Annotated in this window: 22 protein-coding genes; 9 read left to right on the top strand and 13 right to left on the bottom strand. The window is 70.7% G+C overall.

Features of this window, described 5'->3' with window-relative positions; all coding sequences use genetic code 11:
- Positions 1–292 precede the first annotated feature (292 nt).
- Positions 293–1,888, top strand: coding sequence for a cellulase family glycosylhydrolase (locus tag C7C45_RS09880; RefSeq protein ID WP_110563330.1), 1,596 nt, complete (start codon positions 293–295; stop codon positions 1,886–1,888).
- 173 nt (positions 1,889–2,061) lie between these two features.
- Here C7C45_RS09880 and miaB read toward each other — a convergent pair whose 3' ends face one another.
- Positions 2,062–3,555, bottom strand: coding sequence for a tRNA (N6-isopentenyl adenosine(37)-C2)-methylthiotransferase MiaB (miaB, locus tag C7C45_RS09875; protein WP_110563329.1), 1,494 nt, complete (start codon positions 3,553–3,555; stop codon positions 2,062–2,064).
- Positions 3,556–3,902: 347 nt separating this feature from the next.
- On the opposite strand from miaB, the gene C7C45_RS09870 reads away from it, so the two are divergent.
- Complete coding sequence (locus C7C45_RS09870; RefSeq protein WP_110563328.1) at positions 3,903–4,154, top strand: DUF2277 family protein; 252 nt, start codon at positions 3,903–3,905, stop codon at positions 4,152–4,154.
- A gap of 57 nt (positions 4,155–4,211) precedes the next feature.
- Here the strand turns inward: C7C45_RS09870 and C7C45_RS09865 are convergent, their stop codons facing one another.
- Positions 4,212–4,691, bottom strand: a complete 480-nt coding sequence (locus C7C45_RS09865; protein ID WP_110563327.1) for a hypothetical protein — start codon at positions 4,689–4,691, stop codon at positions 4,212–4,214.
- Between the two features lie 246 nt (positions 4,692–4,937).
- Positions 4,938–5,927 (bottom strand): selenide, water dikinase SelD, encoded by a 990-nt coding sequence (selD, locus tag C7C45_RS09860; RefSeq protein WP_110563326.1) that lies wholly within the window; start codon positions 5,925–5,927, stop codon positions 4,938–4,940.
- A 195-nt stretch (positions 5,928–6,122) separates the two neighbouring features.
- On the opposite strand from selD, the gene C7C45_RS09855 reads away from it, so the two are divergent.
- The 5 genes from C7C45_RS09855 to C7C45_RS09835 all read left to right on the top strand — a co-directional run bounded on the left by C7C45_RS09855 (position 6,123) and on the right by C7C45_RS09835 (position 9,962).
- The gene (locus tag C7C45_RS09855) at positions 6,123–6,878 is read left to right on the top strand and encodes an amino acid ABC transporter ATP-binding protein (RefSeq protein ID WP_110563325.1); all 756 of its coding nucleotides are present in this window, start codon (positions 6,123–6,125) and stop codon (positions 6,876–6,878) included.
- A gap of 56 nt (positions 6,879–6,934) precedes the next feature.
- Positions 6,935–7,813 (top strand): glutamate ABC transporter substrate-binding protein, encoded by an 879-nt coding sequence (locus C7C45_RS09850; protein WP_110563324.1) that lies wholly within the window; start codon positions 6,935–6,937, stop codon positions 7,811–7,813.
- A 36-nt stretch (positions 7,814–7,849) separates the two neighbouring features.
- Positions 7,850–8,557, top strand: a complete 708-nt coding sequence (locus C7C45_RS09845) for an amino acid ABC transporter permease (protein WP_110563323.1) — start codon at positions 7,850–7,852, stop codon at positions 8,555–8,557.
- Positions 8,554–9,528 carry an amino acid ABC transporter permease gene (locus tag C7C45_RS09840; protein WP_110563322.1) on the top strand — a complete coding sequence of 325 codons (975 nt, stop codon included), beginning with the start codon at positions 8,554–8,556 and terminating at the stop codon, positions 9,526–9,528. Before C7C45_RS09845 ends, C7C45_RS09840 begins: the two co-directional genes overlap by 4 nt.
- Before the next feature lie 89 nt (positions 9,529–9,617).
- Positions 9,618–9,962 (top strand): hypothetical protein, encoded by a 345-nt coding sequence (locus tag C7C45_RS09835; protein ID WP_110563321.1) that lies wholly within the window; start codon positions 9,618–9,620, stop codon positions 9,960–9,962.
- Here C7C45_RS09835 and rny read toward each other — a convergent pair.
- The 9 genes from rny to C7C45_RS09790 all read right to left on the bottom strand — a co-directional run bounded on the left by rny (position 9,943) and on the right by C7C45_RS09790 (position 21,051).
- The gene (gene rny / locus C7C45_RS09830; protein ID WP_110563320.1) at positions 9,943–11,709 is read right to left on the bottom strand and encodes a ribonuclease Y; all 1,767 of its coding nucleotides are present in this window, start codon (positions 11,707–11,709) and stop codon (positions 9,943–9,945) included. The genes C7C45_RS09835 and rny overlap by 20 nt on opposite strands.
- 571 nt (positions 11,710–12,280) lie before the next feature.
- The gene (locus C7C45_RS09825) at positions 12,281–13,063 is read right to left on the bottom strand and encodes a 3-keto-5-aminohexanoate cleavage protein (protein ID WP_110563319.1); all 783 of its coding nucleotides are present in this window, start codon (positions 13,061–13,063) and stop codon (positions 12,281–12,283) included.
- A 30-nt stretch (positions 13,064–13,093) separates the two neighbouring features.
- Entirely contained in the window at positions 13,094–13,792 is a 699-nt protein-coding gene (locus C7C45_RS09820) for a regulatory protein RecX (RefSeq protein WP_110563318.1), read from the bottom strand.
- Between the two features lie 14 nt (positions 13,793–13,806).
- Positions 13,807–14,853, bottom strand: coding sequence for a recombinase RecA (gene recA, locus C7C45_RS09815; RefSeq protein ID WP_110563317.1), 1,047 nt, complete (start codon positions 14,851–14,853; stop codon positions 13,807–13,809).
- A gap of 184 nt (positions 14,854–15,037) precedes the next feature.
- Complete coding sequence (locus tag C7C45_RS09810; RefSeq protein ID WP_030489422.1) at positions 15,038–15,238, bottom strand: DUF3046 domain-containing protein; 201 nt, start codon at positions 15,236–15,238, stop codon at positions 15,038–15,040.
- Positions 15,239–15,243: 5 nt separating this feature from the next.
- Complete coding sequence (locus tag C7C45_RS09805) at positions 15,244–16,614, bottom strand: MFS transporter (RefSeq protein WP_110563316.1); 1,371 nt, start codon at positions 16,612–16,614, stop codon at positions 15,244–15,246.
- A 196-nt stretch (positions 16,615–16,810) separates the two neighbouring features.
- Positions 16,811–18,415 carry a flavin monoamine oxidase family protein gene (locus C7C45_RS09800; protein WP_110563315.1) on the bottom strand — a complete coding sequence of 535 codons (1,605 nt, stop codon included), beginning with the start codon at positions 18,413–18,415 and terminating at the stop codon, positions 16,811–16,813.
- A gap of 239 nt (positions 18,416–18,654) precedes the next feature.
- A complete protein-coding gene (locus C7C45_RS09795) occupies positions 18,655–19,359 on the bottom strand; it encodes a UdgX family uracil-DNA binding protein (protein WP_110563314.1) in 705 nt (234 codons plus the stop codon).
- Between the two features lie 351 nt (positions 19,360–19,710).
- The gene (locus tag C7C45_RS09790) at positions 19,711–21,051 is read right to left on the bottom strand and encodes an aminotransferase class I/II-fold pyridoxal phosphate-dependent enzyme (RefSeq protein WP_110563313.1); all 1,341 of its coding nucleotides are present in this window, start codon (positions 21,049–21,051) and stop codon (positions 19,711–19,713) included.
- Between the two features lie 34 nt (positions 21,052–21,085).
- On the opposite strand from C7C45_RS09790, the gene C7C45_RS09785 reads away from it, so the two are divergent.
- Both C7C45_RS09785 and leuE read left to right on the top strand, forming a co-directional pair.
- A complete protein-coding gene (locus tag C7C45_RS09785; protein WP_110563312.1) occupies positions 21,086–22,327 on the top strand; it encodes a bifunctional pyridoxamine 5'-phosphate oxidase family protein/GNAT family N-acetyltransferase in 1,242 nt (413 codons plus the stop codon).
- A complete protein-coding gene (gene leuE, locus C7C45_RS09780) occupies positions 22,327–22,998 on the top strand; it encodes a leucine efflux protein LeuE (RefSeq protein WP_110563311.1) in 672 nt (223 codons plus the stop codon). Before C7C45_RS09785 ends, leuE begins: the two co-directional genes overlap by 1 nt.
- A gap of 196 nt (positions 22,999–23,194) precedes the next feature.
- Here the strand turns inward: leuE and C7C45_RS09775 are convergent, their stop codons facing one another.
- On the bottom strand, positions 23,195–24,124 hold the full coding sequence (locus C7C45_RS09775; protein WP_110563310.1) for a sporulation protein: 930 nt from the start codon (positions 24,122–24,124) through the stop codon (positions 23,195–23,197).
- Positions 24,125–24,233 lie beyond the last annotated feature (109 nt).

Genomic DNA, 24,233 nt, shown 5'->3' with positions numbered 1-24,233 from the left:
GGCCGCACGAAGGGCCAGGCGGCACGAAGGGCAGGGCGAGGGGCAGGGCAGGTTGACGCATCGAGGCTGGCTGATCAGAATGTGCTACGGAGCCAGGTAGGGCCACCGGTACGAGGGCGACGAAGGCGGAACACCGCTGTCGAGGGTCACCGGTGCGCTTCCGCGAGTGACACGTCCGCGTGACATGGGCCGTCGCGCACTGTCCGCGTACCCCTGCGGGGCCGTGACGTGCGGACGGGCCGACCGCCGACGCCGTCATCGGACGGCGCCGGACCTCCGAAGTGGAGCTTGCATGTTACGTCCCACCGCTCTCGGCGGCGCGTTGACCGCGCTCGCCACCGTTGCGGCCGGCGTGTTCCTCGCCGCCGCCGTCAACACCAGCCCGGCCGTCGCCGCTGGCACCGGTACCGGCTACCTGCACACGAACGGCAACCAGATCGTGGACAGCACCGGTGCCACGGTTCGGTTGACCGGCATCAACTGGTTCGGCATGGAGACCGACAACAAGACCTTCCACGGGCTGTGGTCGAGCAACCCGTGGCGGGGGCAGCTCGACACGATGGCCCGGCTGGGTTACAACACGCTGCGGGTGCCGTACTCGAACGATGCGCTGAAGTCGGGCGCGACCGCCACTGGGATCAACGACTTCGTCAACCCGGACCTGATCGGGCTGTCGCCGTTGCAGATCCTGGACAAGGTGATCGACTACGCCGGCAGCAAGGGGATGCGGATCATCCTGGACCGGCACCGGCCGACGGCGGCCGGACAGTCGCCACTCTGGTACACCTCGACGGTCTCCGAAGCGACCTGGATCAACGACTGGAAGATGCTCGCCCAGCGGTACGCGGGCAACCCCACGGTGATCGGCGCCGACCTGCACAACGAGCCGCACGCCGAGGGCACCAACCCGGCGGCCACCGGCGCGTGCTGGGGCTGCGGCGACACCACCCGGGACTGGCGGCTCGCCGCCGAACGGGCCGGGAACGCCATCCTCGGTGTCCAGCCCAACTGGTTGATCTTCGTCGAGGGGGTGAGCTGCCCCAGCGGTGGTCTCTCCAACGTCTGGGACAACGACCCGAGCAACGACGAGGACTGCGGCTGGTGGGGCGGGAACCTGTCGAAGGCCGGCCAGTTCCCGGTACGGCTCAGTGTGGCCAACCGGTTGGTCTACTCGCCGCACGAGTACGCCACCTCGGTTTACCGGCAGAGCTGGTTCGACGCCCCGGACTACCCGGCGAACATGCCGGCCATCTGGGACAGGTACTTCGGTTACCTCTACAAGCAGAACATCGCGCCGATCATGATGGGTGAGTTCGGTAGCACCCTGGCCGACCCGAAGGACAAGGTGTGGCTGGAGAGGTTGATGGCGTACACCGGTACCGGGGTGACCGGGATGTCCTTCACCTACTGGTCGTGGAACCCCAATTCGGGTGACACCGGGGGCATCGCGCTGGATGACTGGACCAACGTCAACACCACCAAGCAGGCGATCCTCCAGCCGTACCTGATCGCGCCGTCCGGTGGCGGACCGACCGGCGGACCCACCGGCGGACCGACCGGCGGACCGACGACGCCGCCTCCTGGCGCCTGCACCGCCAGCTACCGGCAGGTCAACGCCTGGCCGGGCGGCTTCCAGGGCGAGGTGACGGTGAAGAACACCGGGTCGAACGCGGTGAACCCGTGGTCGGTCACCTGGAGTTGGCCGTCCGGGGTGACGCTGGGCAGTGGCTGGAACGCCACCGTCTCCCAGTCCGGCACGACGGTGACGGCCGCCGCGCCGGGGCATGCCCCGTCTCTGCCGGCGGGCGGGTCGATCACCGTCGGCTTCACCGCCAACGGCACCGCCAGCGCGCCGGGAACGGTGAAGCTCAACGGCGCGAGCTGCTGAGCTGCCGGGACGGCCGGTGCCTCAGCGCGTGGCCGGCATCCCGTACTCCTACCAACTGGCCACCGCGAGCACCGTCAGGTCCATCGTGACGGCGGGTGCCGGCGCCGGCCGGATCACCGTCTGAGCGCAGCGGTTCGCGGAAGGGCCCCTTGTCCAAGGGGCCCTTCCGTAGCTCAGTGGGTGGCGCAACCCGCGGTGGGTGCGGCCACGACCGGCGGCGCGCCGATCGTCGGCAGACCCAGCAACACCCCGGGGGTACGCGGGGAGCGGCCCGCCTCGGCCGCGTCGCCGGCCCGGGTCCGTCGGTGCGCCACCGGCGCCCCGTCGGCGTTGAGGTGATGCGGCGCGGCGTACGTGATCGTGGTGTGCACGATGTCCCCGGGCCGGATCTGGCCGGCCATCGAGTCCGTGCCGGGGGCCTCGGTCGCGAAGTGCACCAGCCGACCGTCGCGGGCCCGACCGGACATCCGGCCGGTCCGCTCGTCCTTGCGGCCCTCACCGAGGGCGACCAGGACCTCGACGGTCTCCCCCACCAGGCGCTTGTTCTCCGCCCAGGTGATCTCCTCGACGCAGGCGACCAGCCGCTCGTAGCGCTCCTGCACCACCTGCTTGGGCAGTTGGCCGTCCATCGTCGCGGCCGGGGTGCCGGGGCGCTTCGAATACTGGAAGGTGAAGGCCGAGGAGAACCGGGCCTCGCGGACCACGTCCAGGGTGCGCTGGAAATCGGCCTCGGTCTCGCCGGGGAAGCCGACGATGATGTCCGTGGTGATCGCCGCATCCGGCATCGCCGCTCGGACCTTCTCGATGATCCCCAGGTAACGCTCGGAGCGGTAGGACCGGCGCATCGCCTTGAGCACGTCGTCGGAGCCGGACTGCAACGGCATGTGCAGCGAGTGGCAGACGTTCGGCGTCTCGGCCATCGCGGCGATCACGTCGTCGGTGAAGTCCTTCGGGTGCGGGCTGGTGAACCGGACCCGCTCCAGCCCGTCGATGTCACCGCAGGCGCGCAGCAGCTTGCCGAACGCGTACCGGTCGCCGAACTCGACGCCGTAGGAGTTGACGTTCTGCCCGAGCAGGGTCACCTCCAGCACGCCCTCGTCGACCAGGGCGCGCACCTCGGAGAGGATGTCGCCGGGACGGCGGTCCTTCTCCTTGCCGCGCAGCGCGGGCACGATGCAGAACGTGCAGGTGTTGTTGCAGCCCACCGAGATCGACACCCAGCCGGCGTACGTGGACTCGCGGCGGGTGGGCAGCGTGGAGGGGAAGACGTCGAGGGACTCGAGGATCTCCACCTCGGCGGCGGCGTTGTGCCGGGCACGTTCGAGAAGCACCGGCAGCGCACCGATGTTGTGGGTGCCGAAGACCACGTCCACCCAGGGGGCCTTGCGGACGATCTCACCCCGGTCCTTCTGGGCCAGGCAGCCACCGACGGCGATCTGCATCCCGGGGTGCTTGTCCTTCACCGGGCGCAGACGACCGAGGTTGCCGTAGAGCCGGTTGTCGGCATTTTCCCGCACCGCGCAGGTGTTGAAGACGACGATGTCCGGGGTGTCGTCGCCAGCGGGTGCACGCTCGTATCCCGCCTGCTCAAGCAGGCCGGAGATGCGTTCGGAATCGTGCACGTTCATCTGGCAGCCGTACGTCACGACGTTGTAGGTCCTAGCCACCCTCTTGGTGCCCCTTCCCCTCGGGCTACCAGGGTAGCGGCCCGCTTGGCGACCCCAACCGACCGGCAGCGACCCGACGGCCCGGGGCGGGCACCCACGACGGGCAGTACGCCGCACAGCAAGGATGTGTTCTGGGCGATTTCGGGGGCCTTGCGCTCGCCGCCGACGATGCGCGGGTGGGGCATGGGCCACAATGAGTCTCCGGGGCGCGGGAGCGCGAGCGGCGACAACTGCTCGAAAGACTCTCACCCGCGACCGGGATAGACGGGTATAGACCAAGTGTCACCGTCGGTACAGTCGCCGGCACCACAGGTGGCAGCCCAGGTGCCGACAGAGGAGGAGCGCCCATGTGTCGGAGCATCAAGACGCTGCGTGAACCGTTCACCCCGCAGGTGACCGACGCGGACGTCGAGGCGGCCGCGTTGCAGTACGTCCGGAAGATCTCCGGTTTCCGGGCCCCCGCCGCACACAACGCCGCCGCGTTCGACGCCGCGGTGGCCGCCGTGGCCCAGGCGACGCGCGACCTGCTCGATCAACTGGTGGTGCGGGGCGCCGGATCGGGCACCCCGGACCGGCAGGCCGCCGCCGCCTCCAGCTGATCGCCGGCAGGGCTCGACCCACCAGCGCGGCGCTGGCCGGGCCTGACCCGTGCAGGGTCAGGCCGCGGCGAGCGCCGGGGCGATCGTGTCGGGCGCCCACCGCGAGCGGTGGCACTGCGACCAGCCCCGACAACCCGGGTCGCCCAGGGTGCAGAGCCGCCGCCTGCTGAGCACCTCACCATCGTCGGTGTCCCGCACGTCGAAGTGCACCGGACGGACCGTGCCGTCCGGGGCGACGAGCAGGTGCCGGCCCGCGTCGAGCGTGTCGTCGCGCAACAGGCAGTTGCGGCCCAGCAGTCGAGCGAGCGCGGCGATGCTCGCGTGCTCGGGGAGCCGCTCGGGCACCCCGTAGCAGTCCACGACGGTCGAGAACTCGCCCGGCGCCTGCCAGACGTCACACACCACCGCGTACGCCGGCAGCCGGGCCGGGTCGGCCACCGCCAGCGGCATCACCACCCGGCCAAGCGCCTCGGCCAGCGCCGGGTAGACCTCCACGGGGCGCACCCCGTCGATTCTCCAGTTCCACAGCTCGGTCATTCCGCCTCCTCGCTGCGTTCGTCCCACCGGCCTCCGGATCGGGCCTTACACACGATGGTGGGGGGCATTTGACCCCAGCCGGGGGCAAGTTACCGGTCTGTGACCATTCCGGGCAAAATTTCCCTGAGCGGCGTTGCTCGGAGTAGCGGGAAGGTGACAGTTTATCGGCTATGGTGCGCCAACCGCACCACCGCCGCCGCGTGTCCTCGCGCTCGCAACCGCCCCTCCGACCGGGTCACCCGGCGGTCAGCGCAGCACCACCAGGTGCTCGCCGCGGGGCAGCAACTCACCCACCACGGGAGCACCGGGCACCTCGCCCGCGACCAACAGACCGCCGGAGGTCTGCGCGTCGGCCAGCAGCAACCGCTCGTCCTCGCCCACTGCCCCGAAATCGGTCCACGGCGTCACCCACTCCAGATTGCGCCGGCTGCCGCCGCTGACGTACCCGTCGCGCAGCGCCTCTCGCGCACCGGCCAGGTACGGCACCCGGGCCGTGTCGATGGCCACCGTGAGCTGGCTGGCCCGGGCCAACTTGGAGGCGTGCCCGAGCAGACCGAACCCGGTCACGTCGGTGCCACAGCGGATGCCCGCGGCGACCGCCGCGCGAGCGGCATCCCGGTTGAGGGCGCTCATCGAGGCCACCGCCTCCGGGAAGTTCTCACCGGTGGCCTTGTGCCGGGTGTTCAGCACCCCCACACCAAGCGGTTTCGTCAGCGACAACGGCACCCCGGCCCGCCCGGCGTCAAGCGTGATCAACTCTTCCGGTCGGACCGTGCCGGTGACCGCGAGGCCGTACTTCGGGCCGTCGTCGTCGACGCTGTGCCCGCCGGCCAGATGACAGCCGGCTTCCCGGGCCACGTCCTGGCCACCGCGCAGGACCTCGCCGGCCAACTCCATCGGCAGCACGTCGCGCGGCCAGCAGAGCAGGTTGAGCGCCACCAGCGGGGTGCCGCCCATCGCGTACACGTCGGACAGTGCGTTGGCGGCGGCGATCCGGCCCCAGTCGTACGCGTCGTCGACCACCGGTGTGAAAAAGTCGGCGGTGCTCACCACGCCGGTCCGCTCATCCAGGCGCACCACCGCCGCGTCATCGCCGTGGTCCAACCCGACCAGCAGCTCGGCGGTGCCGGTGGCCGGGCCGAGGCCCGCCACCATGATCTCCAGTTCCCCCGGCGGGATCTTGCAGGCGCAGCCACCGCCACGGGCGTAACGAGTCAGGCGTACCGGTTCGGTCATCCCCCCATGATCTCGACAACACACCACGATCGCCACCGTCCCGGCTCGCACAGTGACCGGAATCGGACGTCCGACGACGATCATGATCGGTGTTACCGCTCCGTGACCCGCCGGGTTGCGTTCCGCCACATCAAGCCGCCTAGAGTTGCCGCACCGGGGGTCATCCGACCCCGACCGGTTAGACGACAGGGGACGGTGGACGACGTGACGACGGGCGAACCGCTCATCGTGCTGGACTCGGTCAACAAGTGGTTCGGGCCGCTGCACGTGCTGGACGACGTCTCACTGTCGGTGGGCCGGGGCGAGGTGGTCGTGGTCATCGGCCCATCCGGCTCCGGCAAATCGACGCTGTGCCGCGCCATCAACCGACTGGAACCGATCAACTCGGGCACCATCACCTTCGACGGCCAGCCGCTGCCCGCCGAGGGCAAGCCCCTCGCGAAGCTGCGCAGCGAGGTGGGCATGGTCTTCCAGTCCTTCAATCTCTTCGCACACAAGACCATCCTGGAGAACGTCACCCTCGGCCCGATCAAGGTCCGCAAGGAGAAGCCGGCCGCTGCCCGCGAGCGCGGCCTGGCCCTGCTCGACCGGGTCGGCATCGCCAACCAGGCCGACAAGTTCCCGGCCCAGCTCTCCGGCGGTCAGCAGCAGCGGGTGGCCATCGCCCGGGCGCTGGCCATGCAGCCCAAGGCGATGCTCTTCGACGAGCCCACCAGCGCACTGGACCCGGAGATGGTCGGCGAGGTGCTCGACGTGATGACCTCGCTAGCCAGCGACGGCATGACGATGGTCGTGGTCACCCACGAGATGGGCTTCGCCCGGCACGCCGCGAACCGGGTCATCTTCATGGCCGACGGGCAGCTGGTCGAGGATGCCCCGCCTGCGGAGTTCTTCGCCAACCCGCGCAGCGAGCGAGCCCGGGACTTCCTCTCCAAGATCCTCACGCACTAGGCGTCCGTAGTGGAGCGCGCCGTACTCGGTGGGCTCCGTTGAAAAAGGAGAAGAGTATGCGTATCAAGCGCGTTGCGGCAGTCGCCGCGGTCGCCGCTCTGGCGCTCGGCCTCACCGCCTGTGGTGGCGACGACGGCGGGGAGGGCACCGGCGCTGGCAGCAAGTCCTTCACCGCCGGCAGCACCATGGAGAAGCTGAACAAGGCCCAGAAGATCAAGGTCGGCACCAAGTTCGACCAGCCTGGCTTCGGCCTGAAGGGCCTGTCCGGCAAGCCGGAGGGCTTCGACGTCGAGATCGCCAAGATCATCGTCAAGGAGCTGGGCATCCCCGAGGACAAGATCGAGTGGGTGGAGGCCCCCTCGAAGGTCCGCGAGGACGTGATCGTCAACGGCACGGTCGACCTGGTCGCCGCGACCTACACGATCAACGACAAGCGCAAGGAGCGGATCGCCTTCGCAGGCCCGTACTACGAGGCCGGCCAGAACATCATGGTCAAGAAGGACGACACCACCATCACCGGTCCGGACTCGTTCAAGGACGGCACCAAGAAGGTCTGCTCGGTCACCGGCTCGACGCCGTTCGAGGAGATCAAGAAGTACGTCAAGGACGTCGCCACCCAGCTGGTGCCCTTCGACACCTACGACAAGTGCCGGGACGCCCTCAAGAGTGGCCAGGTCGACGCCGTGACCACGGACAACGTGATCCTGCTCGGCTACATCGCCAAGGACGAGGCCTCCTTCAAGCTGGCCGGCAGCAACTTCACCAAGGAGCCGTACGGCATCGGGGTGAAGAAGGAGGACGCCGACTTCCGCAGCTTCATCAACGACACGCTGGACAAGGCGGTCGCCGACGGCAGCTGGAAGAAGGCCTGGGACAACACCGCCGGCAAGTTCGGCGCGGAACTTGGCGCGGCGCCCACCATCAACCGTTACTGACCCTTCGATCTGGAGGGTGGGGAGGAACACCGACCCGTGAACGTGCTCATCGACAAGTTCGACGTCTTTGCGGGTGGTTTCTGGCTCACCCTCCAGATCTGCATACTTGCCGCGATCGGCGCCCTGATCCTGGGCGGCGTCGTGGCGGTGCTCCGCATCTCGCCGGTGCCGCCGCTGCGCGCGCTCGGCACCGGTTACGTGAACGTCTTCCGCAACATGCCGCTGACCGTGGTGATGTTCTTCGCCGCGTTCGGTCTGCCGGCGCTCGGCTCCAACGCGGACTTCCTCCGCATCCCGGTGATCGACTCGTTGTTCACCCGACTCGGCACGGACCTGCCGTACTTCCGGTTCGCGCTGATCGCCCTGGTGCTCTACACCGCCGCGTTCGTCTGCGAGGCGCTGCGATCCGGAGTGAACGCGGTGTCCCCCGGCCAGGCCGAGGCCGCGCGGTCGCTGGGCCTGACCTTCGGACAGAACCTGCGCTACGTGGTGCTGCCGCAGTCGTGGAAGGCCTCGATCGTGCCGCTCGGCTCGGTGATCATCGCAATGATCAAGAACTCGGCGCTGGTCGGCTTCTTCGGGGTGGTCGGTGACCTGTCACAGACCGCCGACCAGCTCACCTCAGCCGAGGGCTACGCCTTCGTCCCGGTCGCCATCGGCATTTCGATCGGCTACCTGATCATGACGGTGCCGCTCGGCGCCCTGCTGGACCGGATCGAGAAGCGACAGGCGGTGGCCCGATGAGTCAGCAAACCAGCGTCCTCTACGACGTACCCGGGCCGCGTCAGCGGCGGATCACGCTGATCAGCAGCGTCGTCGCCGGTCTCGTTGTGCTCGTCGGAGCGTACTTCCTGATCTACCGGCCTCTGGACGACAATGGCCAGTTCTCGATGGAGCTGTGGGGGCCGTTGATCGACCCCTCCAACGAGAACTTCTCCCAGGTGTGGGACCGCATCGGCCTGGGCTTCAAGAACACCCTGATCGCGGCAGCTCTGGCCGTCGTCTCCTCGCTGGTGATCGGCACGCTGCTCGCCGTGCTGCGGATCCAACTCAAGAGCCTGATCCGACGGCGGTTCACCGGTGCGGCGACGCCGGTGGCGTACCTGCTACGCGGGCTGAGCGCGCTGCTGTCGGCGGTCACTCGCGTGTGCGTCGAGGTGTTCCGCGGCCTGCCCGTCGTGATCACCATCTTCTTCGTGGCCCGCGGCTTCCCCGAGTTCGGCCTCTACCTCGACAACCTCTGGTATCTGGTCATCGGCCTCACCATCTACAACTCGGTGGTGATCGGCGAGATCCTCCGCTCCGGCATGGAGGGGCTGCCGGGCGGCCAGGCAGAGGCCGCCTCCGCCATCGGGCTCTCCCCGGGACAGACCACCTGGATGATCCTGCTGCCGCAGGCCTTCCGGGTCATGCTGCCGGCACTGATCAGCCAGTTGGTCGTGGTACTCAAGGACACCTCGCTGGGTTTCATCATCAGCTACGAGGAGACCCTGAACATCGGCAAGCAGATCATCGGCGCGCTGAGCAACCCGATCCAGGTCTACGTCGTGATCGCCGTGCTCTTCATCGTGGTGAACTACTCGCTGTCGAAGCTCGCCCAGTACGTGCAGCGGCGGCTCGCCAGGGGCCGCAAGACCGCGGGCACCCCGGCACAGAATCCGCCGCCCGCAGCACTGATGTCCCAGGCCGAGGGCGGGGGCGGCGGCGGCCTCTGAGCCACGTCGCACCGACCAGAGAGGGCCGCCCCGAACGATTCGGGGCGGCCCTCTCCACGTTCACCGCACACAGGGGCACAATCTCACCGATGAACACCGTCGCCCAGTTCGTCGTCGGAACAGTGGTGGCGCCGGCCGCCGCCATCGTCGTCTATCTGCACGGCGTGTGGACGGGCCACCTCATCGACCTCCGGGCCGTCAGCGAGTTCTGCCCTGCGAAGCCGTTGGCGTCGACCTCAACCAGCGTCGACGTGCTACCACTGAGACATCTCTGTCACTACGCCGACGGCACCACAAACGACCTGGTGCCCGCGTACGTCAACCCGATCGTGTTCCTTTGTCTGGCCCTCGGAGTGACTTGCACGGCACTGGCCGTGCGATCCGCCCGCCGCCAAGCCAGGCAGGTGAGTCGGCTCAGCGGGCGATCTCGGTGACCCGGGACTCGCGGACCACGGTGACCCGGATCTGACCCGGGTAGGTCAGCTCCTCCTCGATCTGCTTGGCCACGTCTCGGGCCAGCACGGCCGCCCCGATGTCGTCCACGTCGTCCGGCTTGACCATCACCCGGATCTCCCGACCGGCCTGCATGGCGAAGACCTTGTCCACGCCGAGTTTGCTGGCCGCGATCTCCTCGATCCGCTCCAGGCGCTTGACGTACGCCTCCAGGCTTTCCCGACGCGCGCCCGGCCGACCACCCGAGCAGGCGTCGGAGGCCTGCGTGAGCACGGCCTCGATGGTCTGCGGCGGCACCTCGTTGTGGTGCGCCTCGATGGCGTGCACCACGTCCTCGTGCTCGCCGTACTTGCGGGCCAGGTCCGCGCCGATGATGGCGTGGCTGCCCTCCACCTCGTGGGTGAGCGCCTTGCCGATGTCGTGCAGGAACGCCGACCGCTTGATGATGGGCACGTCCAGCCGCAGCTCGGCGGCCATGATGCCGGCGATGTGCGCGGTCTCGACCAGGTGCTTGAGCACGTTCTGCCCGTACGAGGTGCGGTAGCGCAGGCGGCCGAGCAGGGTCACCAGCTCCGGGTGGATCTCGGTGATGCCGACCTCGACCAGAGCGTCCTCGGCGGCGCGGAGGCAGAGCTCCTCCACCTCCTGCCGGGCCAGGTCGTAGACCTCCTCGATCCGGTGCGGGTGGATCCGCCCGTCCAGGACCAGCTTCTCCAGGGTCAGCCGACCCACCTCACGGCGGACCGGGTCGAAACAGGAGAGCAGCACCGCCTCGGGGGTGTCGTCGATGATCAGGTTGACGCCCGTCACCGACTCGAAGGCGCGGATGTTGCGCCCCTCCCGGCCGATGATCCGCCCCTTCATCTCGTCACCGGGCAGGTGCAGAACGCTGACCACGCTCTCCGCGGTCTGCTCACTGGCGACCCGCTGGATCGCGTCCACCACGATGTGTCGGGCCCGCTGCTCGGCGGTGTTGCGCGCGTCGGACTCGATGTCGCGTACCAGCAGCGCCGCCTCCCGCTTGGCGGACGTCTCGATCGCCTCGACCAACTCCAGCCTCGCCGCGTCGGCGGTGAGCCCGGCGACCCGCTCCAACTCCCGGCGACGCAGCTCCTCCGACTCGGTCAGCTCGGCCTCCCGCTGGGCGAGCGCGGACTCCCGGGCCGCGAGAGCCGCACGTGCCTCGGTGAGCTGCCGCTCCCGCTCGGCGAACCGCTCCACCTCCTCGGTGTGCATCCGCTCCCGCTCGTCCATCCGGGCCGCCCGACGCTCCACCTCCGCAGCCTGCTCCCGGGTGGTGGCGGCGAGCACCGCGACCTCCCGCTCGCCGCTGCGCCGGGCCGCCGTCCGTAACTGCTCGGCGTCCGCCTCGGCCTGGTTGTGGGCGCGCTCCAGCACGGTGTCCGCCTCGGCGCGGGCGTCGTCGAGCACCCGACGCGCCTCGGCACGGGCGGCCTTCGCCTCGGCCTTCGCCGCCGCCGCCTCGGTACGAGCTGCCGCCGCCGCGGACTTCGCCACGTCGATCGTGCTGTTCGCCTCGTCGGCCGCGTTGCGCAGGGCGGCCAGCGACTGCTCCTGGCGGTCCTTCTCGGCGATGAAGGCGGGATCCTCCGGGGCCGGTGTGGCGCCCACCCGGCGCAGTGTCCGGATGCCGACCAGCACGGCCCCGATCACCACCACGGCGAGGACGAGGACGGCCGCGAGGAGCACGACGTCGAAGGCGTTCATGCCGGGACCCCGTCGGGTCTACCGGTGAACCTGTGCCGCCGCCCCGCCATGGCCGCCTCCCCTAACGTCGAGACCGCAGCGACCGTGCCGAGGGCACACTCCTACGGCTGTGGACGCCCGACCGGAGCGGCTGGCCATGGGTAGCTCTCTCCGCCGGCGGTGCCCGCGGGCAACGTCGGCGACCGGGTGCAGTTGTCGCGGCGTTCCGGACCGGCCTGTCCGGAACTGCCGCCAAAGGCCGGGAGTCGGCCAAAGTGATGCTGTTCTGTTACGAGATCTATGTTGTGCGCTTAGCCTGCGCTGGTCGGGCAATGTGAGCCTGTATGGCGAGGCTAGGTCTCCGGGGGTGCTCTGGTCAAGGACTCATGATCAAACCCCCCGAACGGAGCGAAGTTGCGGTGTCACTCCGAGCTGATACCGTGTCGGACACCACGGGACAAACACGGCGAGTCACTGGCGCTGAACTGAATGTCGTGCCTGATCAGCGACGGCACCACACCCCGTCGAGCCGACTTTTGTGACACCAACGACCCCTGCTGACCCGAACGCCCGGGCTGGTCGCAATCGTGGCTCAGCGAGCACCGGCGGCCAGCGCGGCGGCGACGAGCGCGGCGTTGCCGGGTGCCGGTGTGCCGTCCGGCAGCAGCAGCGTGTCCTCCAGCCCGACGCGGGTGTGCAGCCCACGGCTGACCGCCTCGGCGAGCACCGCCCAGGTGGCCGGGCCCTCGGCGTGCAGCAGCACCGGCGGAGCCACCGCGCCCTGCCGTGCGCGTGCCGCCGACGGCGATCCGGCGGGCACCCCCGTCGACGACGGTGGCACGGCGGGCGCCGATGACGGCAGCGCGGCGAGTATCCGCGCCGCGTCGGCCACCGCGACCGGCACCTCCTCCGCCATGCACTCGACGAGGATCCGCCCGACCGGCACCCGCCAGGACCGGTACGCGTCCACGGCGTCGAGCGTCCAGAGCCCCACCTCGACGAGCACACCCCGCTCGTGCAGGGCGGCGGCGACGGCCTCGGCACCGGCCTCGTGCGCGTTGACCGAGGCGAAGTCGGGCAGCACCGACCAGGACCGGACGGCGGCCACCCGGGCGGCCGGATCCGGCTCGATCCACGCTCCGGTGCTCACCCCCACCGGCAGCCCCGGCCGGGCGGCGCGGATCGCGGTGAGCGCGTCGGCGATGACCTTCGGGCGCAGCGATTCGGCCCCGGACGCAGCGCGGGGATGGACGTGCACGGCCGCGACGCCGAGCGAGGCGCAACGGGCCGCGTCGACGGCCAACTCCGCCGGGGTGACCGGCACCGCCGGGTGGGCGTCACGGCTGCGCCCACCGTTCAGACACGCCTTCAACATCGGACCACCCCGCAGCACCCAGCGCGACTCTCAGTCGGTCGGACGACTGTCGCGGTCCAATTCCCCTTCGGCGTCGGCGAGCGCGTCGGCGTCTATCTGCTCCGCGAACTCGGCGGCCTCGGCGCTCTGCGCGGCCAGCGCGTCCTTCACGGCCCGGATCGCCACGCCGGGCGGGTAACCCTTGCGGGCCAGCATGCCCACCAGCCGCCGGAAGATCGCGTCGGGCTCACCCCGGGCAGTGCGGAGCTTGCGCTCCACGAGGCCGCGGGCGGTGTCTGCCTCGGTCTCCTCGTCCAGTTCACCCAGCGCCTCGGTGGCCACCTCGCCGTCCACGCCCTTTCGGCGCAGCTCGTTGGCGAGCGCCCGGCGAGCCAGGCCACGCCCCGCGTGCCGGCTGGACACCCAGGCCCGGGCGAACGCCGCGTCGTCGATGATGCCGACCTCGTCATACCGGTCGAGCACCTCGGCCGAGACCTCCTCGGAGATGCCCCGTTTGGCCAACGCCCCGGCCAGCTCGGCCCGGGTGCGGGGCCGGACGGCGAGCTGGCGCAGGCAGATCTCGCGGGCGACCTCCGACTCATCGCGAGGCGGTGCCGGGGACTCGACGGCGTCGGCGTCGGCCGACCGACCCCGGCCACCCCGCCGAGGGTGAGGTGGCTCGCTGGCGTCGCCCGTACGGGGCGGACTGGCATCCCAGCCCCGCCCCGTACGAGCGCGTCGTCCTGCCATCGGTCAGCGACCGGTCAGAAGTCGACCGGCGGCAGCTCCGGGCCACCGGCGGCGTCACTCGCGCCGACCCCGACGCCGAGCTTCTCCAGGATCTTCTTCTCGATCTCGGCGGCCACGTCCGGGTTTTCCTTCAGGAACTCCCGGGCCTTCTCCTTGCCCTGGCCGAGCTGGTCGCCGTCGTACGTGTACCACGCGCCGGACTTGCGGATGATCGCCTGCTCCACGCCGACGTCGATCAGCGAGCCCTCACGCGAGATGCCCTTGCCGTACATGATGTCGAACTCGGCCTGCTTGAACGGCGCGGCGACCTTGTTCTTCACGACCTTGACCCGGGTGCGGTTACCGACCACGTCGGTGCCGTCCTTGAGGCTCTCGATGCGTCGCACGTCGAGCCGGACCGAGGCGTAGAACTTCAGCGCCCGACCACCGGTCGTGGTCTCCGGGCTGCCGAACATGACACCGATCTTTTCCCGCAGCTGGTTGATGAAGATCGCCGTGGTGCCGGTGTTGCTGAGCACACCGGTGATCTTCCGGAGTGCCTGGCTCATCAGCCGGGCCTGGAGGCCCACGTGGCTGTCGCCCATCTCGCCCTCGATCTCGGCGCGCGGCACCAGGGCCGCCACCGAGTCGATCACGATGATGTCCAGAGCGCCGGAGCGGATCAGCATGTCCGCGATTTCCAGCGCCTGCTCGCCGGTGTCCGGCTGCGAGACCAGCATCGCGTCGGTGTCGACGCCGAGGGCCTTCGCGTACTCCGGGTCGAGCGCGTGCTCGGCGTCGATGAAGGCGGCGATCCCGCCGTTGCGCTGGGCGTTGGCCACCGCGTGCAGTGCCACCGTGGTCTTACCGCTGGACTCGGGACCGTAGATCTCGACCACCCGGCCGCGCGGCAGGCCGCCGATGCCCAGCGCCACGTCAAGGGCGATGGAGCCGGTCGGAATGATGGCGGTCTGGATGACCGGCCGGTCACCCAGTCGCATCACCGAGCCCTTGCCGAATTGCTTGTCAATCTGAGCGAGAGCAAGGTCGAGTGCCTTCTCCCGGTCAGGCCCTGCTGCCATGGTTGCCACCCCTGCCTTCGCCGGCGTCTTTGCTGAGCTTCGCGTCACGCGGACACGCTAGGCGCTGGGTCCGACAGAAAACCAGCCGACGGGCCGCGAGCTGTGGACGAGCACCCCGCTGTGGACAATAGCCGAACAGGTGTACGACTCGACAAGCGACACGCAGAAGCGGCGAAAAGGCTGCTCAGCGTAGTCGAGCGGGCACTCGGTCGGGATACGCGGCACAGACCGCCCTCCACACGACGTGCGTCTGCTCCCCCGACGCCAGTGCCTGCTCGATGGTCCGTCCGCCGAGCTGCGACAGCACCTGATCGCGGGCGATGCTGGCCGCGTAGCCGGGCCCGAACGCCTCGTCCAGGCGCGTCCAGAAGTCGGTCAGCCGCACAGTGATCAGCCCTCCTCGTCCGGTGCCCCGGTCGGCACCGGGCGCAACGCTAGCGCCACCAGGGGCACCACCGCGACCGCCGCGAGCAGGGTGAGCACGGGATAACTGGCGAACTGCATGACAAACCCACTCACCACAGCGGCGCCGGCCCCGGCCAACCCCATGATCAGATCGGACAGCCCCTGGACGCTCGGCCGCACACCGGCCGGCACCGACTCGGACAGCAGCGTCGAACCGGCCACCATCGTCCCCGACCAGCCCAGCCCGAGCAGGACCAGACCCACCGAGAGCCGGGGTGTGTGGTGCCCGGCGGTACCGGCGACCGCGCAGGCGGCCAGCAGCAACCCGACCCCACCGAGGATCACCGCCCGCCGGCCGAGCCGGTCGGTGAGCCAGCCGACCACCGGGGAGAACGCGTACATGCCGGCGATGTGCAGACTCAGCACGATGCCGACCAGCCGCAACACGTCGGCGTCGGCGTGCGACTCACCGAGCCGGACCGGGGTCATCGCCATCACCGCCACCATCACCAGGTGCCCCACCGCCACGGCGGCGATGCCGAGCCGGGCAGCGGGTCGCCCGCGTACCACCGACCAGGCCGCACGCATCCCGGCGGCGCGCGGCGCGCGTACCTCGACCGGCGCGACGGCCGCCGGCGTCTCGGCCGCCACGGTGGTCGCCGGCGCGTCGGTGGCCGGCGGCGGGCCGGCGAAGGACACGTCGGCCGCCGCGAGCCGCCGCGCGGTGAGCAGCGGGTCGGGCCGGAGCAACCCGAGGAGTACGACGGCAGCCAGCACGAACGCGACCGCGCTGAACGCGAACGGGCCGGCCAGCGCGGGCAGCCCCCAACCGGAGGTGACCCGGTCGGCCAGCGCGGCGAAGTTCGGCGCGGCCACCGCACCGATGGTGGTGGCCCAGACGATCAGGGAGAGCTGCCGCCCGCGGCGGGCCGGCTCGGCGAGATCCACCGCCGTGTAGCGGGCCTGGAGGTTCGCGGCGGTGCCGCCACCGAAGAGCAGCATCCCGAGGAAGAGCAGCGGCACCCAGCGGGTGGCCGCGGCCAGCACCACGAGTACGCCGCCGACGGCGCCGATCGCGTACGCCAGCACCAGGCCGGGCCGGCGACCGTGCCGGGCCATGATCCGGGTGACCGGGACGGCGAGCAGCGCCGCGCCGACCACCCCGGCGCTCTGCGCCACACCGGCCATCGCGGTGCCGGCGATCCGCGCGGCGAGCAGCGCACCCACGGCGATGCCGATGGTGACGCCGATCCCACCGATGATCTGGGTGGTGAAGAGCAGCCGCAGGGTACGCCGCTGGATCGACGCGACGTCGGGTCGGGCGGTGGTGCGCGGCGCGGTCAGGTCGGTGGCCATCTGCGCTCCTCGGGACGGGGTGACCCATCCTCGCGCACCCACGCCGACCAGCGGCAGTGGGTTTCGCCCACAGCCGACAGCCGCCCGCCGCCCGCCGTCCGCCGTCCGCCGCAAGATCCTCGCAACTTCGGTGAAACTGCTGTCTCAGCGCGCCGGGAAGCAGCACTTTCCCCGAAGTTGCGCGGGCCTGGGTCGATCAGCCGGCCATCACCCGTTGGTGCAGCGCGGAGACCGCCGAACGGGCGGCCACGAACGCACCGTGCTGCCAGGCCACCTCGTGGCTCAGCCAGTCCCCGGCGAAGTAGACCCGCCCGGCCGGCTGCAACAGCAGGTTGTATCCGGGTGTGCCGTACCGGGGCGAGGTCCAGGCGCCCTCGATGTAGCGGGTCCGGTCCCAGGCGTGCGAGTACGAGGTGACCAGCTCACTGCGGTACTTGTCGCCGTGGATCTTCACACCCTGGCTGATCGCACGCTCGCTGCGCTGCTCGGGTGTGAGCCCGCTGTACGTCCTGGCGTTCGCCCCGGTGTTGTAGTAGCCGACGACCAGGCCGCGCTTGCCGTGGAAGCCATAGGACGGGTACCAGATGTGCGACAGGTCCAGGTCGGTCTCGGTGATGCCGCCGTAGATCCGCTGATCGGTCTCCCACCAGCGGCTGCGATATTCCAGGCCGATCTTTCCGGAGGCGGTGACCGGGAAGTCGGCCAGGGCCGCGGTCACCCCGGCGCCGAGATTGTGCGGCACCCGGGCCATCAGGTGCGGCGGCAGCGCCGCCACGCAGTAGTCAGCGGTGATCTGCGACTGCCGGCCACCTTGCCGGTAGGTCACCTCGACCCGGCTGCCCCGGTCGGTCACCGCGGTCACCTCGGCGTTGAGTCGGATCCGGTGCTGGCCCACCGCCTTGGCCAGAGCCCGGGGAATCTGGTCCATCCCACCGACCGGTTGGAACATCAGCATCGCCTGGTCATAGCCGAACTCGAAGGAGAAGTACCGGCCGACGTTGCTGGCGAAGACGTCGGAGAGCGGCGGCGGCGTGCCGAGCAGGCTCCCCACGTCGTTGCCCGCGCCCGGATACCCGGAGAAGCCGCGACGGTTGGTGCCGGTGTAGGCCCAGTCGCCGGCCCGTCCACCGATCGCGCCGAAGCTCTGCAGGAACGACAGCAGCCGATCGCGGTCCTCGGTGGTGAGCCGGCTGTCCAGCGCACCCTGGTCGGTGGCCTTCGCGAGCAGTTCCGAGACGTAGCCGTACACGTCGGCCTTGGCGGTGCGGTACCGGACCGGCTCGGTCATCCCGGCGGACTCGTTGTAGATCCAGGCGTCGGCGTTCTGGTTGGTGAAGACCTCGATGGGTACGCCGAGCTCCCGGCAGTAGTCCATGGTGACCATCCACTGTGCGATCCGACCCGGGCCGGCGTTGAAGTAGACCCCGTCGGAGAAGCTGGCCCGCTGGATGCGTCCATCGAGGTCGGTCTCGACATCGCCGCCGCGAATGGTCAGGTTCCGCCCACCGACGCGGTGCCGCGCCTCCAGGATCGTGCAGTCATAGCCTGCCTTGCCCAACTCGTACGCGGTGGTGAGCCCCGCGATGCCGCCGCCGAGAACGACCACCTTGGCACCCGACCGGCCGGTCAGGGTGAAGTCGGAGCGCTCCGGCGCCCGGAATGCCGGGGTCACGGACGCAGCGGCGCTGGGGGCGAGACCCATGGCGCCCATCGTGGCGAGCATCGCACCGGCGCCACCGCTGACTCCGACCGCACGCAGAAACCCACGCCGGCTGACCATCGACTGCGTCTGATCGCTCATAACGGCCTCCCCTACAAGATCGACTCAGCCGAGTCTGCAGAGGACCTGTTACGCCGATCACGCATTGACGTTTCGGGGCGGTATCGCCCCTCCGCGCGCTGGCAGCGGTGGCTTTCGGCCAGGGGGACACTCAGGGCAACGGGGGCACCTCGTCCGAACGGGGTGGTGCCGCCGACGAGGTCTACTCCGACGCCACCCCGTGACGGCTCGCTCGGCGCCCGTCGCGACGCTCGTCGCGGCTAGCCGGGCAGGGCGCGGGTGACGATGCTGAGGTCGGCGACCAGGCCCTCGTACGCCTTGTCCTGGTCGTCGGCGCGCAGCACCGCGGACGGATGGATGGTGGCCAGCAGCCGGGCCGTCGGCGCGTCGGCCCGCTGCCCGGCGTTGTCCACCGGCACCCGCTGGAAGTCCTCCGGGTGCTGGGCCGACTCCGGCCAGAGCAGCAGCTCGCCCCGCTGCCGGGTGACCCGGAAGGACGGGCCGAGCAGCGCCTTGGCGGCAGTCGCGCCGAGCACCACCACGATCTCCGGACGCAGCCGGGCGAACTCGGCGACCAACCAGGGCCGGCAGGCGGTGATGTGCACCTGGTCCGGGGTCTGGTGGATGCGTCGCTTGCCGCGCGCCTCAAACCGGAAGTGCTTGACGGCGTTCGTGAGATAGAGGACGCCCGGGTCCAGCCCGGCGTCGTCGACCGCGCGGCGCAGCAGCCGTCCGGCGGGACCGACGAAGGGCAACCCTTTTTGATCCTCCATGTCGCCGGGCTGCTCGCCGACCAGCACCACCCGGGCACTCTCGTCGCCCCGGCCGAAGACCGTCTGCGAGGAGTCCCGGTACAGCTCGCAGCCCCGACAACCGCCGGCTGCGCTGCGCAGGTCGTCGATGGTGTCGGCGTCGGGCGGAATGAACCGCTGGGCGCCTACGGCGCTCCCGGTCTGCTCGGCCATACCGACTGTTATATACCTGTTCGATGCTCAGTGCCGGGTACGCCCCGGCCCGGTGCCGAACGCCGCCGGGTCCGCCCCGGCGGTGCCCGGCCGCGCCCCCGCGTCAGTACCCGCCACCGCCGCCATCCCCACCGGAAGCGATCGCGATCAGCACGATGATGATGATGATCACCACCACCGCCACCGCGATCCAGACACCCTTACGCGAACCTGAAGCCATGACCCCCACCTCCGGCGCCCGCATACCCATCGCGTCCGCCCCGAATCCTCGCGATCTCGCACTTTCTGCCCCGATTTATCGGCCATAACGGGCACCGCAACGACACAAAGTGCAAGATCGCGAGGGCGGGGTCAGGTAGGGAAGCCTCGGGGTGGGGTCGGGTTCTCGGCTTGGGCCAGCGCGGCCGCGAGGGGGGCGAGATCCTCCGTGGTCAGGGGGCTGACGGTGATGCGGAGGGCGGGTGGCGCGGCGATCCGGTAGAGGGCGCCGGGGGCCACCGCCCAGCCGGCATCGCGCAGCGCGGTGACCGTGCTGGTCTCGTCCGCCACCGGTAGCCAGATGTTGATGCCGCTGCGACCGTGCGCGGTCAGGCCGTACTCGGCCAGCGCGGCCAGCAGCCCGTCACGCCGCTGCTCGTAGCTCCGCGCCGCCCGCTGCACCAGCTCGGTGACCGCCGGGTCCTGCCAGAGGCCGAGGACCAGCCGCTGCAGCACGGTGGAGACCCAACCGGCGCCGATCCGCGTACGGCCGGTCACCCGGGCCACCGTGGTCTCGTCGCCGACCAGCACCGCCATCCGCAGGTCCGGGCCGAAGGGCTTGCTCACCGAGCGGACGAAGGCCCAGCTCTCGGTCGCCCCAGCCAGCGGGTGCAGGGGCACGCGGGCCAGCTCCGCCGCGTGGTCGTCCTCGATCAACAGCAGGTCCCGCCGGCCGGCGAGCAGCGCCCGCAGCGCCTCGGCGCGGGCGGCCGAGACGGCGGCGCCGGTCGGGTTCTGCGCCCGGCTGGTGACCACCAGCGCCCGCGCTCCGGCGTCGAGCGCGGCAGCCACCCCGGCCACCAGCGGCCCCTCGTCGTCGAGCGGTACGCCGATCGGGCGCAGCCCCAGCGCGGCGACCAGGTCGAGCAGATTGGCCCAGCCCGGGTCCTCCACCGCCACCGCGTCTCCGGGGCGCAGGTGTGCGCCGAGCAGCCGCTCGATGCCGTCCAGCGCACCGCCGGTGAGGGTGAGCTCCCCCGCCGGTACGCCGTCGGCGCTCAGTCGGGCGCGGGCCACCTCGGCCAGCTCGGGCAACACCCCGGCGTCGGAGTAGCCGATCGACGGGCCGGTGTTGGCGGCGAGCGCCGCCAGGTGCGGGCCGAGCGGCGGAAGCAGCCGGGGGTCGGGCTCGCCCCGGGACAGGTCCCGGGCACCGGGCAACGGTGGGGGTCGCAGCGCGGAGCGTCGGGCGGCGACCGGGGGGCGGGGGCGTACCCGGGTGCCGTGCCGGCCGGCCGTGGCGAGCAGGCCGCGTTGGCGCAGCTCCTGGTAGGCGCGGGCCACGGTGGCGGGGCTGACGCCCAGCTCGGCGGCGAGTGCCCGCACGGGTGGCAGGGCGGCCCCGGGTGACAGGGCGCCCGTACGGATGCCTGACTCGATGCTGGCCGAAATATCGACGGCTGTCGTACCGGTGAGCTGATAGTGTGCTGACACAAACAAGAGATTGTACTAGAACAAAGGGGCGAGCATGTACCCACCCACCGCCCGGACCACACCCAACCGGTCGCGCGACAAGATGAGCTACGACCGGGCCGCCGCCCACGCGGTGCTCGACGAGGCGTACGACTGCGCGCTCAGCTTCACCGTCGACGGCCAGCCTCGGGTGCTGCCCACCCTGCACGTCCGCATCGGCGACACGCTCTACCTGCACGGCTCCACCGGCAGTCGTCCGCTGCTCGCGGCCCGGGGCGACGGGCTGCCGGTCTGCGTCGCGGTGACCCTGCTCGACGGGCTGGTCTACGCCCGCTCCCAGTTCCACCACAGCGCCAACTACCGCTCCGTCGTCGCCCTCGGCACCGCCCGACTGGTCACCGACGAGCAGGAGAAGTTCGCCATGCTCACCGCGCTGGTCGAGAAGGTCGGCGCGGGACGCAGCACGGACACCCGCCCACCCAGCCGACGTGAGCTGGCCGAGACCGCCGTGCTGGCGCTGCCACTGCGTGAGGTGTCGGTCCGGGCCCGCACCGGTGGGGTCCGCGAGGACGAGGCCGACCTGCAACTGCCGCCCTGGGCCGGGGTGGTGCCGCTGCGGCTGACCGCCGGGCAACCCGAGCCGGACGCCGGGGTCACCGCACCACTGCCGGCGTACCTGCGAACGCCCCGCACGCCCTGGCACGAGCCGGTGTCCCTGCACGGCGAGCACGTCCGGCTGGAGCCGCTGGAGTTGGCGCACGCAGAGGAACTGCACTCCGCCACCGCCGACCCGGATGTGTGGCGGCACCTGTGGACCGCCCTGCCGACCGACTCGGCCCAGACGGTCGAGGTGATCACCACCGCCCTGGCCGCACAACACAACGGCGAACGGGTGTCCTGGGTGCAGCGGTGCGCGACGACCGGGGCGGTGGTCGGCAGCACGTCCTACTACGAGATCGACCCGCAGCGGCGATCGGTGGGGATCGGGTACACCTTCCTCGGCCGGCCCTGGTGGCGTACCGGGATCAACACCGAGGCGAAGTTGCTGCTGCTCGGGCGGGCCTTCGACGACCTGGGCGCGGTGCGGGTGGTCTGGCACACCGACATCCGCAACGTCCGCTCGCAGGCCGCCATCGAACGCCTCGGCGCGACCCGGGAAGGGGTGCTTCGCATGCACCGGCAACGCCCGGACGGCTCCTGGCGCGACACCGTGCAGTACGCGATGACCGTCGACGAGTGGCCGAACGCACAGGTAAGGCTGCGCGAAATGCTTCGCCGGACGGCACCGGTGGCGTGATGATGGCGGGCGTGCTGGGGATCACCGACATCTGGACGTACGTGCTGGGCACCGTGGCCATCATCCTGCTGCCCGGACCGAACTCACTCTTCGTGCTCTCCACCGCAGCCAAACGGGGCGTCGCGGTCGGCTACCGGGCCGCCGGCGGCGTGTTCGTCGGCGACGGGGTGCTGATGTTCCTCTCCGCCGCCGGAGTGGCGTCGCTACTCAAGGCGTACCCGCCGCTGTTCCTGGTGATCAAGTACGCCGGTGCCGCGTACCTCGGTTATGTCGGGGTGACCATGCTGCTCGGCGCGGTGCGGCGCTGGCGCGACCGCAACGACCCGAGCACGCCGCGGCTCATCGACGCCGCGGAGCCGGCGGCGATGCGCAGCCCGTTCCGTAAGGCGCTGGTGATCAGCCTGTTGAACCCGAAGGCGATCCTGTTCTTCATCTCGTTCTTCATCCAGTTCGTCGACCCCGACTACGCCTGGCCGGCGTTGTCGTTCCTGCTGCTCGGGCTGATCGCGCAGGTGACCAGCGCGCTCTACCTGACCGCGTTGATCTTCGCGGGCACCTTCCTGGCCACCCAGTTCCGCCAACGTCGCCGCCTGGCTGCCGGTGGCACCACCGCGGTAGCCGCCCTCTTCCTGGCCTTCAGCCTCAAGCTGGCCACCGCCAGCGCCGGCTAACTCCGCCCCGCACCCCGCACCCCCGCACCCCGCACCCCGCACCCCGCACCCCGCACCCCGCACCCCGCGATCTTGCGCCCCGCGATCTTGCACTTTCGGTCGCTGGAATGTCTGCTTCGGACTAATTTGTCGCAACAGAAAGTGCAAGATCGCCGTGGCGGGCGGGGCGGGGCGGGCGCGGGCGGGGCGGGGGCGGTCAGGTGCCGTCTCCGCCGGAGCCGCCGCCTCCTACGCCGCCACTGCCGGCGGTGCCGCCGAGGCCGTAGCCGGGCTGGACCGGCTCGTCGGGGTGGCGGCTGACGTGGGCGGATCCCGCGATCTGCGCGGACCAGTCCGCGTGCGCGGCGGCCGCCGCGTGCCGGTTGATCGCCTGGCGTATCCAGCCGTCCACGGTGGCGACCCAGTCCCGTCGGTCCGTGTCCGCATGCCAGATCCGGAACCGGCTGATGCTCTGGTGGGTGATCCCGGCGAGCGCCAGCCGACGATCCATCCAGAGGATCGCCTCCAGGCCCACCGAGTTGGTCACGAAGATCACCTCCAGCTCGGTGATCGGGCCGGCGTAGAGCGGCCCCACCCAGTAGCCCCAGCGCTGGTGCAGTGGCAGGGTGTGCTCCACCCCGGGCAGCCCGCCCTCCTGCAACCCGGCCTGACGAATCATGAAACCCAGCGTGTCCAACGCCGCCAACACGTGCTGCTGGGTGGGGAGCGGGTGCACGAAGACCGGCACCATGGCCCCCTGGTCGAGATCCGGGTCGACGGACACCTCCGTACGCAGACCCATCCGCAGGCTCAGCAGCGGCACCCCGCCGAAGATGGTCACCGGGGTCTCCCACGGCAGCGGCAACGCGAAGTCGACCGCCCGCCGTCGACCGGCCGGTACGACGAACCGGCCGGCGATCGGCAGGTGATGGAACTGCACGAGTCGTCGGGCGGCCGCCGGATCATCCGGCTCGACAGTGGTGACGAGGCCCAGTCGGATGTGCCGAACCAGCACATCCTCCGGCCCGGCCGCCAGGGTCACCCGCCCCGGCAGGCGCAGACCCGGCCGGGTGCTCGGGTTGGGCAGCGTGGTCTGCACGGAAAGCCCCGTCCAGCCGGACTCCCGGGACACCCCCGTCAGCCGCACCGCGCGCCCCTTCCCGGGACGAGGCCCCGCCGGCCCCGCACGGGCAGCGCCTACCCCGTCGAGGCGACCTCAAGCCCGCAACCGACCGGCCGCGCCGAGCAGCACCGCG

This window comes from Micromonospora arborensis (assembly GCF_003205615.1).
Classification (GTDB): Bacteria; Actinomycetota; Actinomycetes; order Mycobacteriales; family Micromonosporaceae; genus Micromonospora; species Micromonospora arborensis.
Note: the sequence above shows the minus strand (reverse complement) of the source record. Positions and strands in the feature narration are given on the sequence as shown.

What these genes read in the sequence shown, in the direction of transcription:
- C7C45_RS09880 (WP_110563330.1), top strand. Translation starts at nt 293, where the DNA reads ATGTTACGTCCCACCGCTCTCGGCGGCGCGTTGACCGCGCTCGCCACC.
- C7C45_RS09870 (WP_110563328.1), top strand. Translation starts at nt 3,903, where the DNA reads ATGTGTCGGAGCATCAAGACGCTGCGTGAACCGTTCACCCCGCAGGTG.
- C7C45_RS09865 (WP_110563327.1), bottom strand. Translation starts at nt 4,691, where the DNA reads ATGACCGAGCTGTGGAACTGGAGAATCGACGGGGTGCGCCCCGTGGAG.
- selD (WP_110563326.1), bottom strand. Translation starts at nt 5,927, where the DNA reads ATGACCGAACCGGTACGCCTGACTCGTTACGCCCGTGGCGGTGGCTGC.
- C7C45_RS09850 (WP_110563324.1), top strand. Translation starts at nt 6,935, where the DNA reads ATGCGTATCAAGCGCGTTGCGGCAGTCGCCGCGGTCGCCGCTCTGGCG.
- C7C45_RS09840 (WP_110563322.1), top strand. Translation starts at nt 8,554, where the DNA reads ATGAGTCAGCAAACCAGCGTCCTCTACGACGTACCCGGGCCGCGTCAG.
- C7C45_RS09835 (WP_110563321.1), top strand. Translation starts at nt 9,618, where the DNA reads ATGAACACCGTCGCCCAGTTCGTCGTCGGAACAGTGGTGGCGCCGGCC.
- rny (WP_110563320.1), bottom strand. Translation starts at nt 11,709, where the DNA reads ATGAACGCCTTCGACGTCGTGCTCCTCGCGGCCGTCCTCGTCCTCGCC.
- C7C45_RS09825 (WP_110563319.1), bottom strand. Translation starts at nt 13,063, where the DNA reads ATGTTGAAGGCGTGTCTGAACGGTGGGCGCAGCCGTGACGCCCACCCG.
- C7C45_RS09820 (WP_110563318.1), bottom strand. Translation starts at nt 13,792, where the DNA reads ATGGCAGGACGACGCGCTCGTACGGGGCGGGGCTGGGATGCCAGTCCG.
- recA (WP_110563317.1), bottom strand. Translation starts at nt 14,853, where the DNA reads ATGGCAGCAGGGCCTGACCGGGAGAAGGCACTCGACCTTGCTCTCGCT.
- C7C45_RS09805 (WP_110563316.1), bottom strand. Translation starts at nt 16,614, where the DNA reads ATGGCCACCGACCTGACCGCGCCGCGCACCACCGCCCGACCCGACGTC.
- C7C45_RS09800 (WP_110563315.1), bottom strand. Translation starts at nt 18,415, where the DNA reads ATGAGCGATCAGACGCAGTCGATGGTCAGCCGGCGTGGGTTTCTGCGT.
- C7C45_RS09795 (WP_110563314.1), bottom strand. Translation starts at nt 19,359, where the DNA reads ATGGCCGAGCAGACCGGGAGCGCCGTAGGCGCCCAGCGGTTCATTCCG.
- C7C45_RS09785 (WP_110563312.1), top strand. Translation starts at nt 21,086, where the DNA reads ATGTACCCACCCACCGCCCGGACCACACCCAACCGGTCGCGCGACAAG.
- leuE (WP_110563311.1), top strand. Translation starts at nt 22,327, where the DNA reads ATGATGGCGGGCGTGCTGGGGATCACCGACATCTGGACGTACGTGCTG.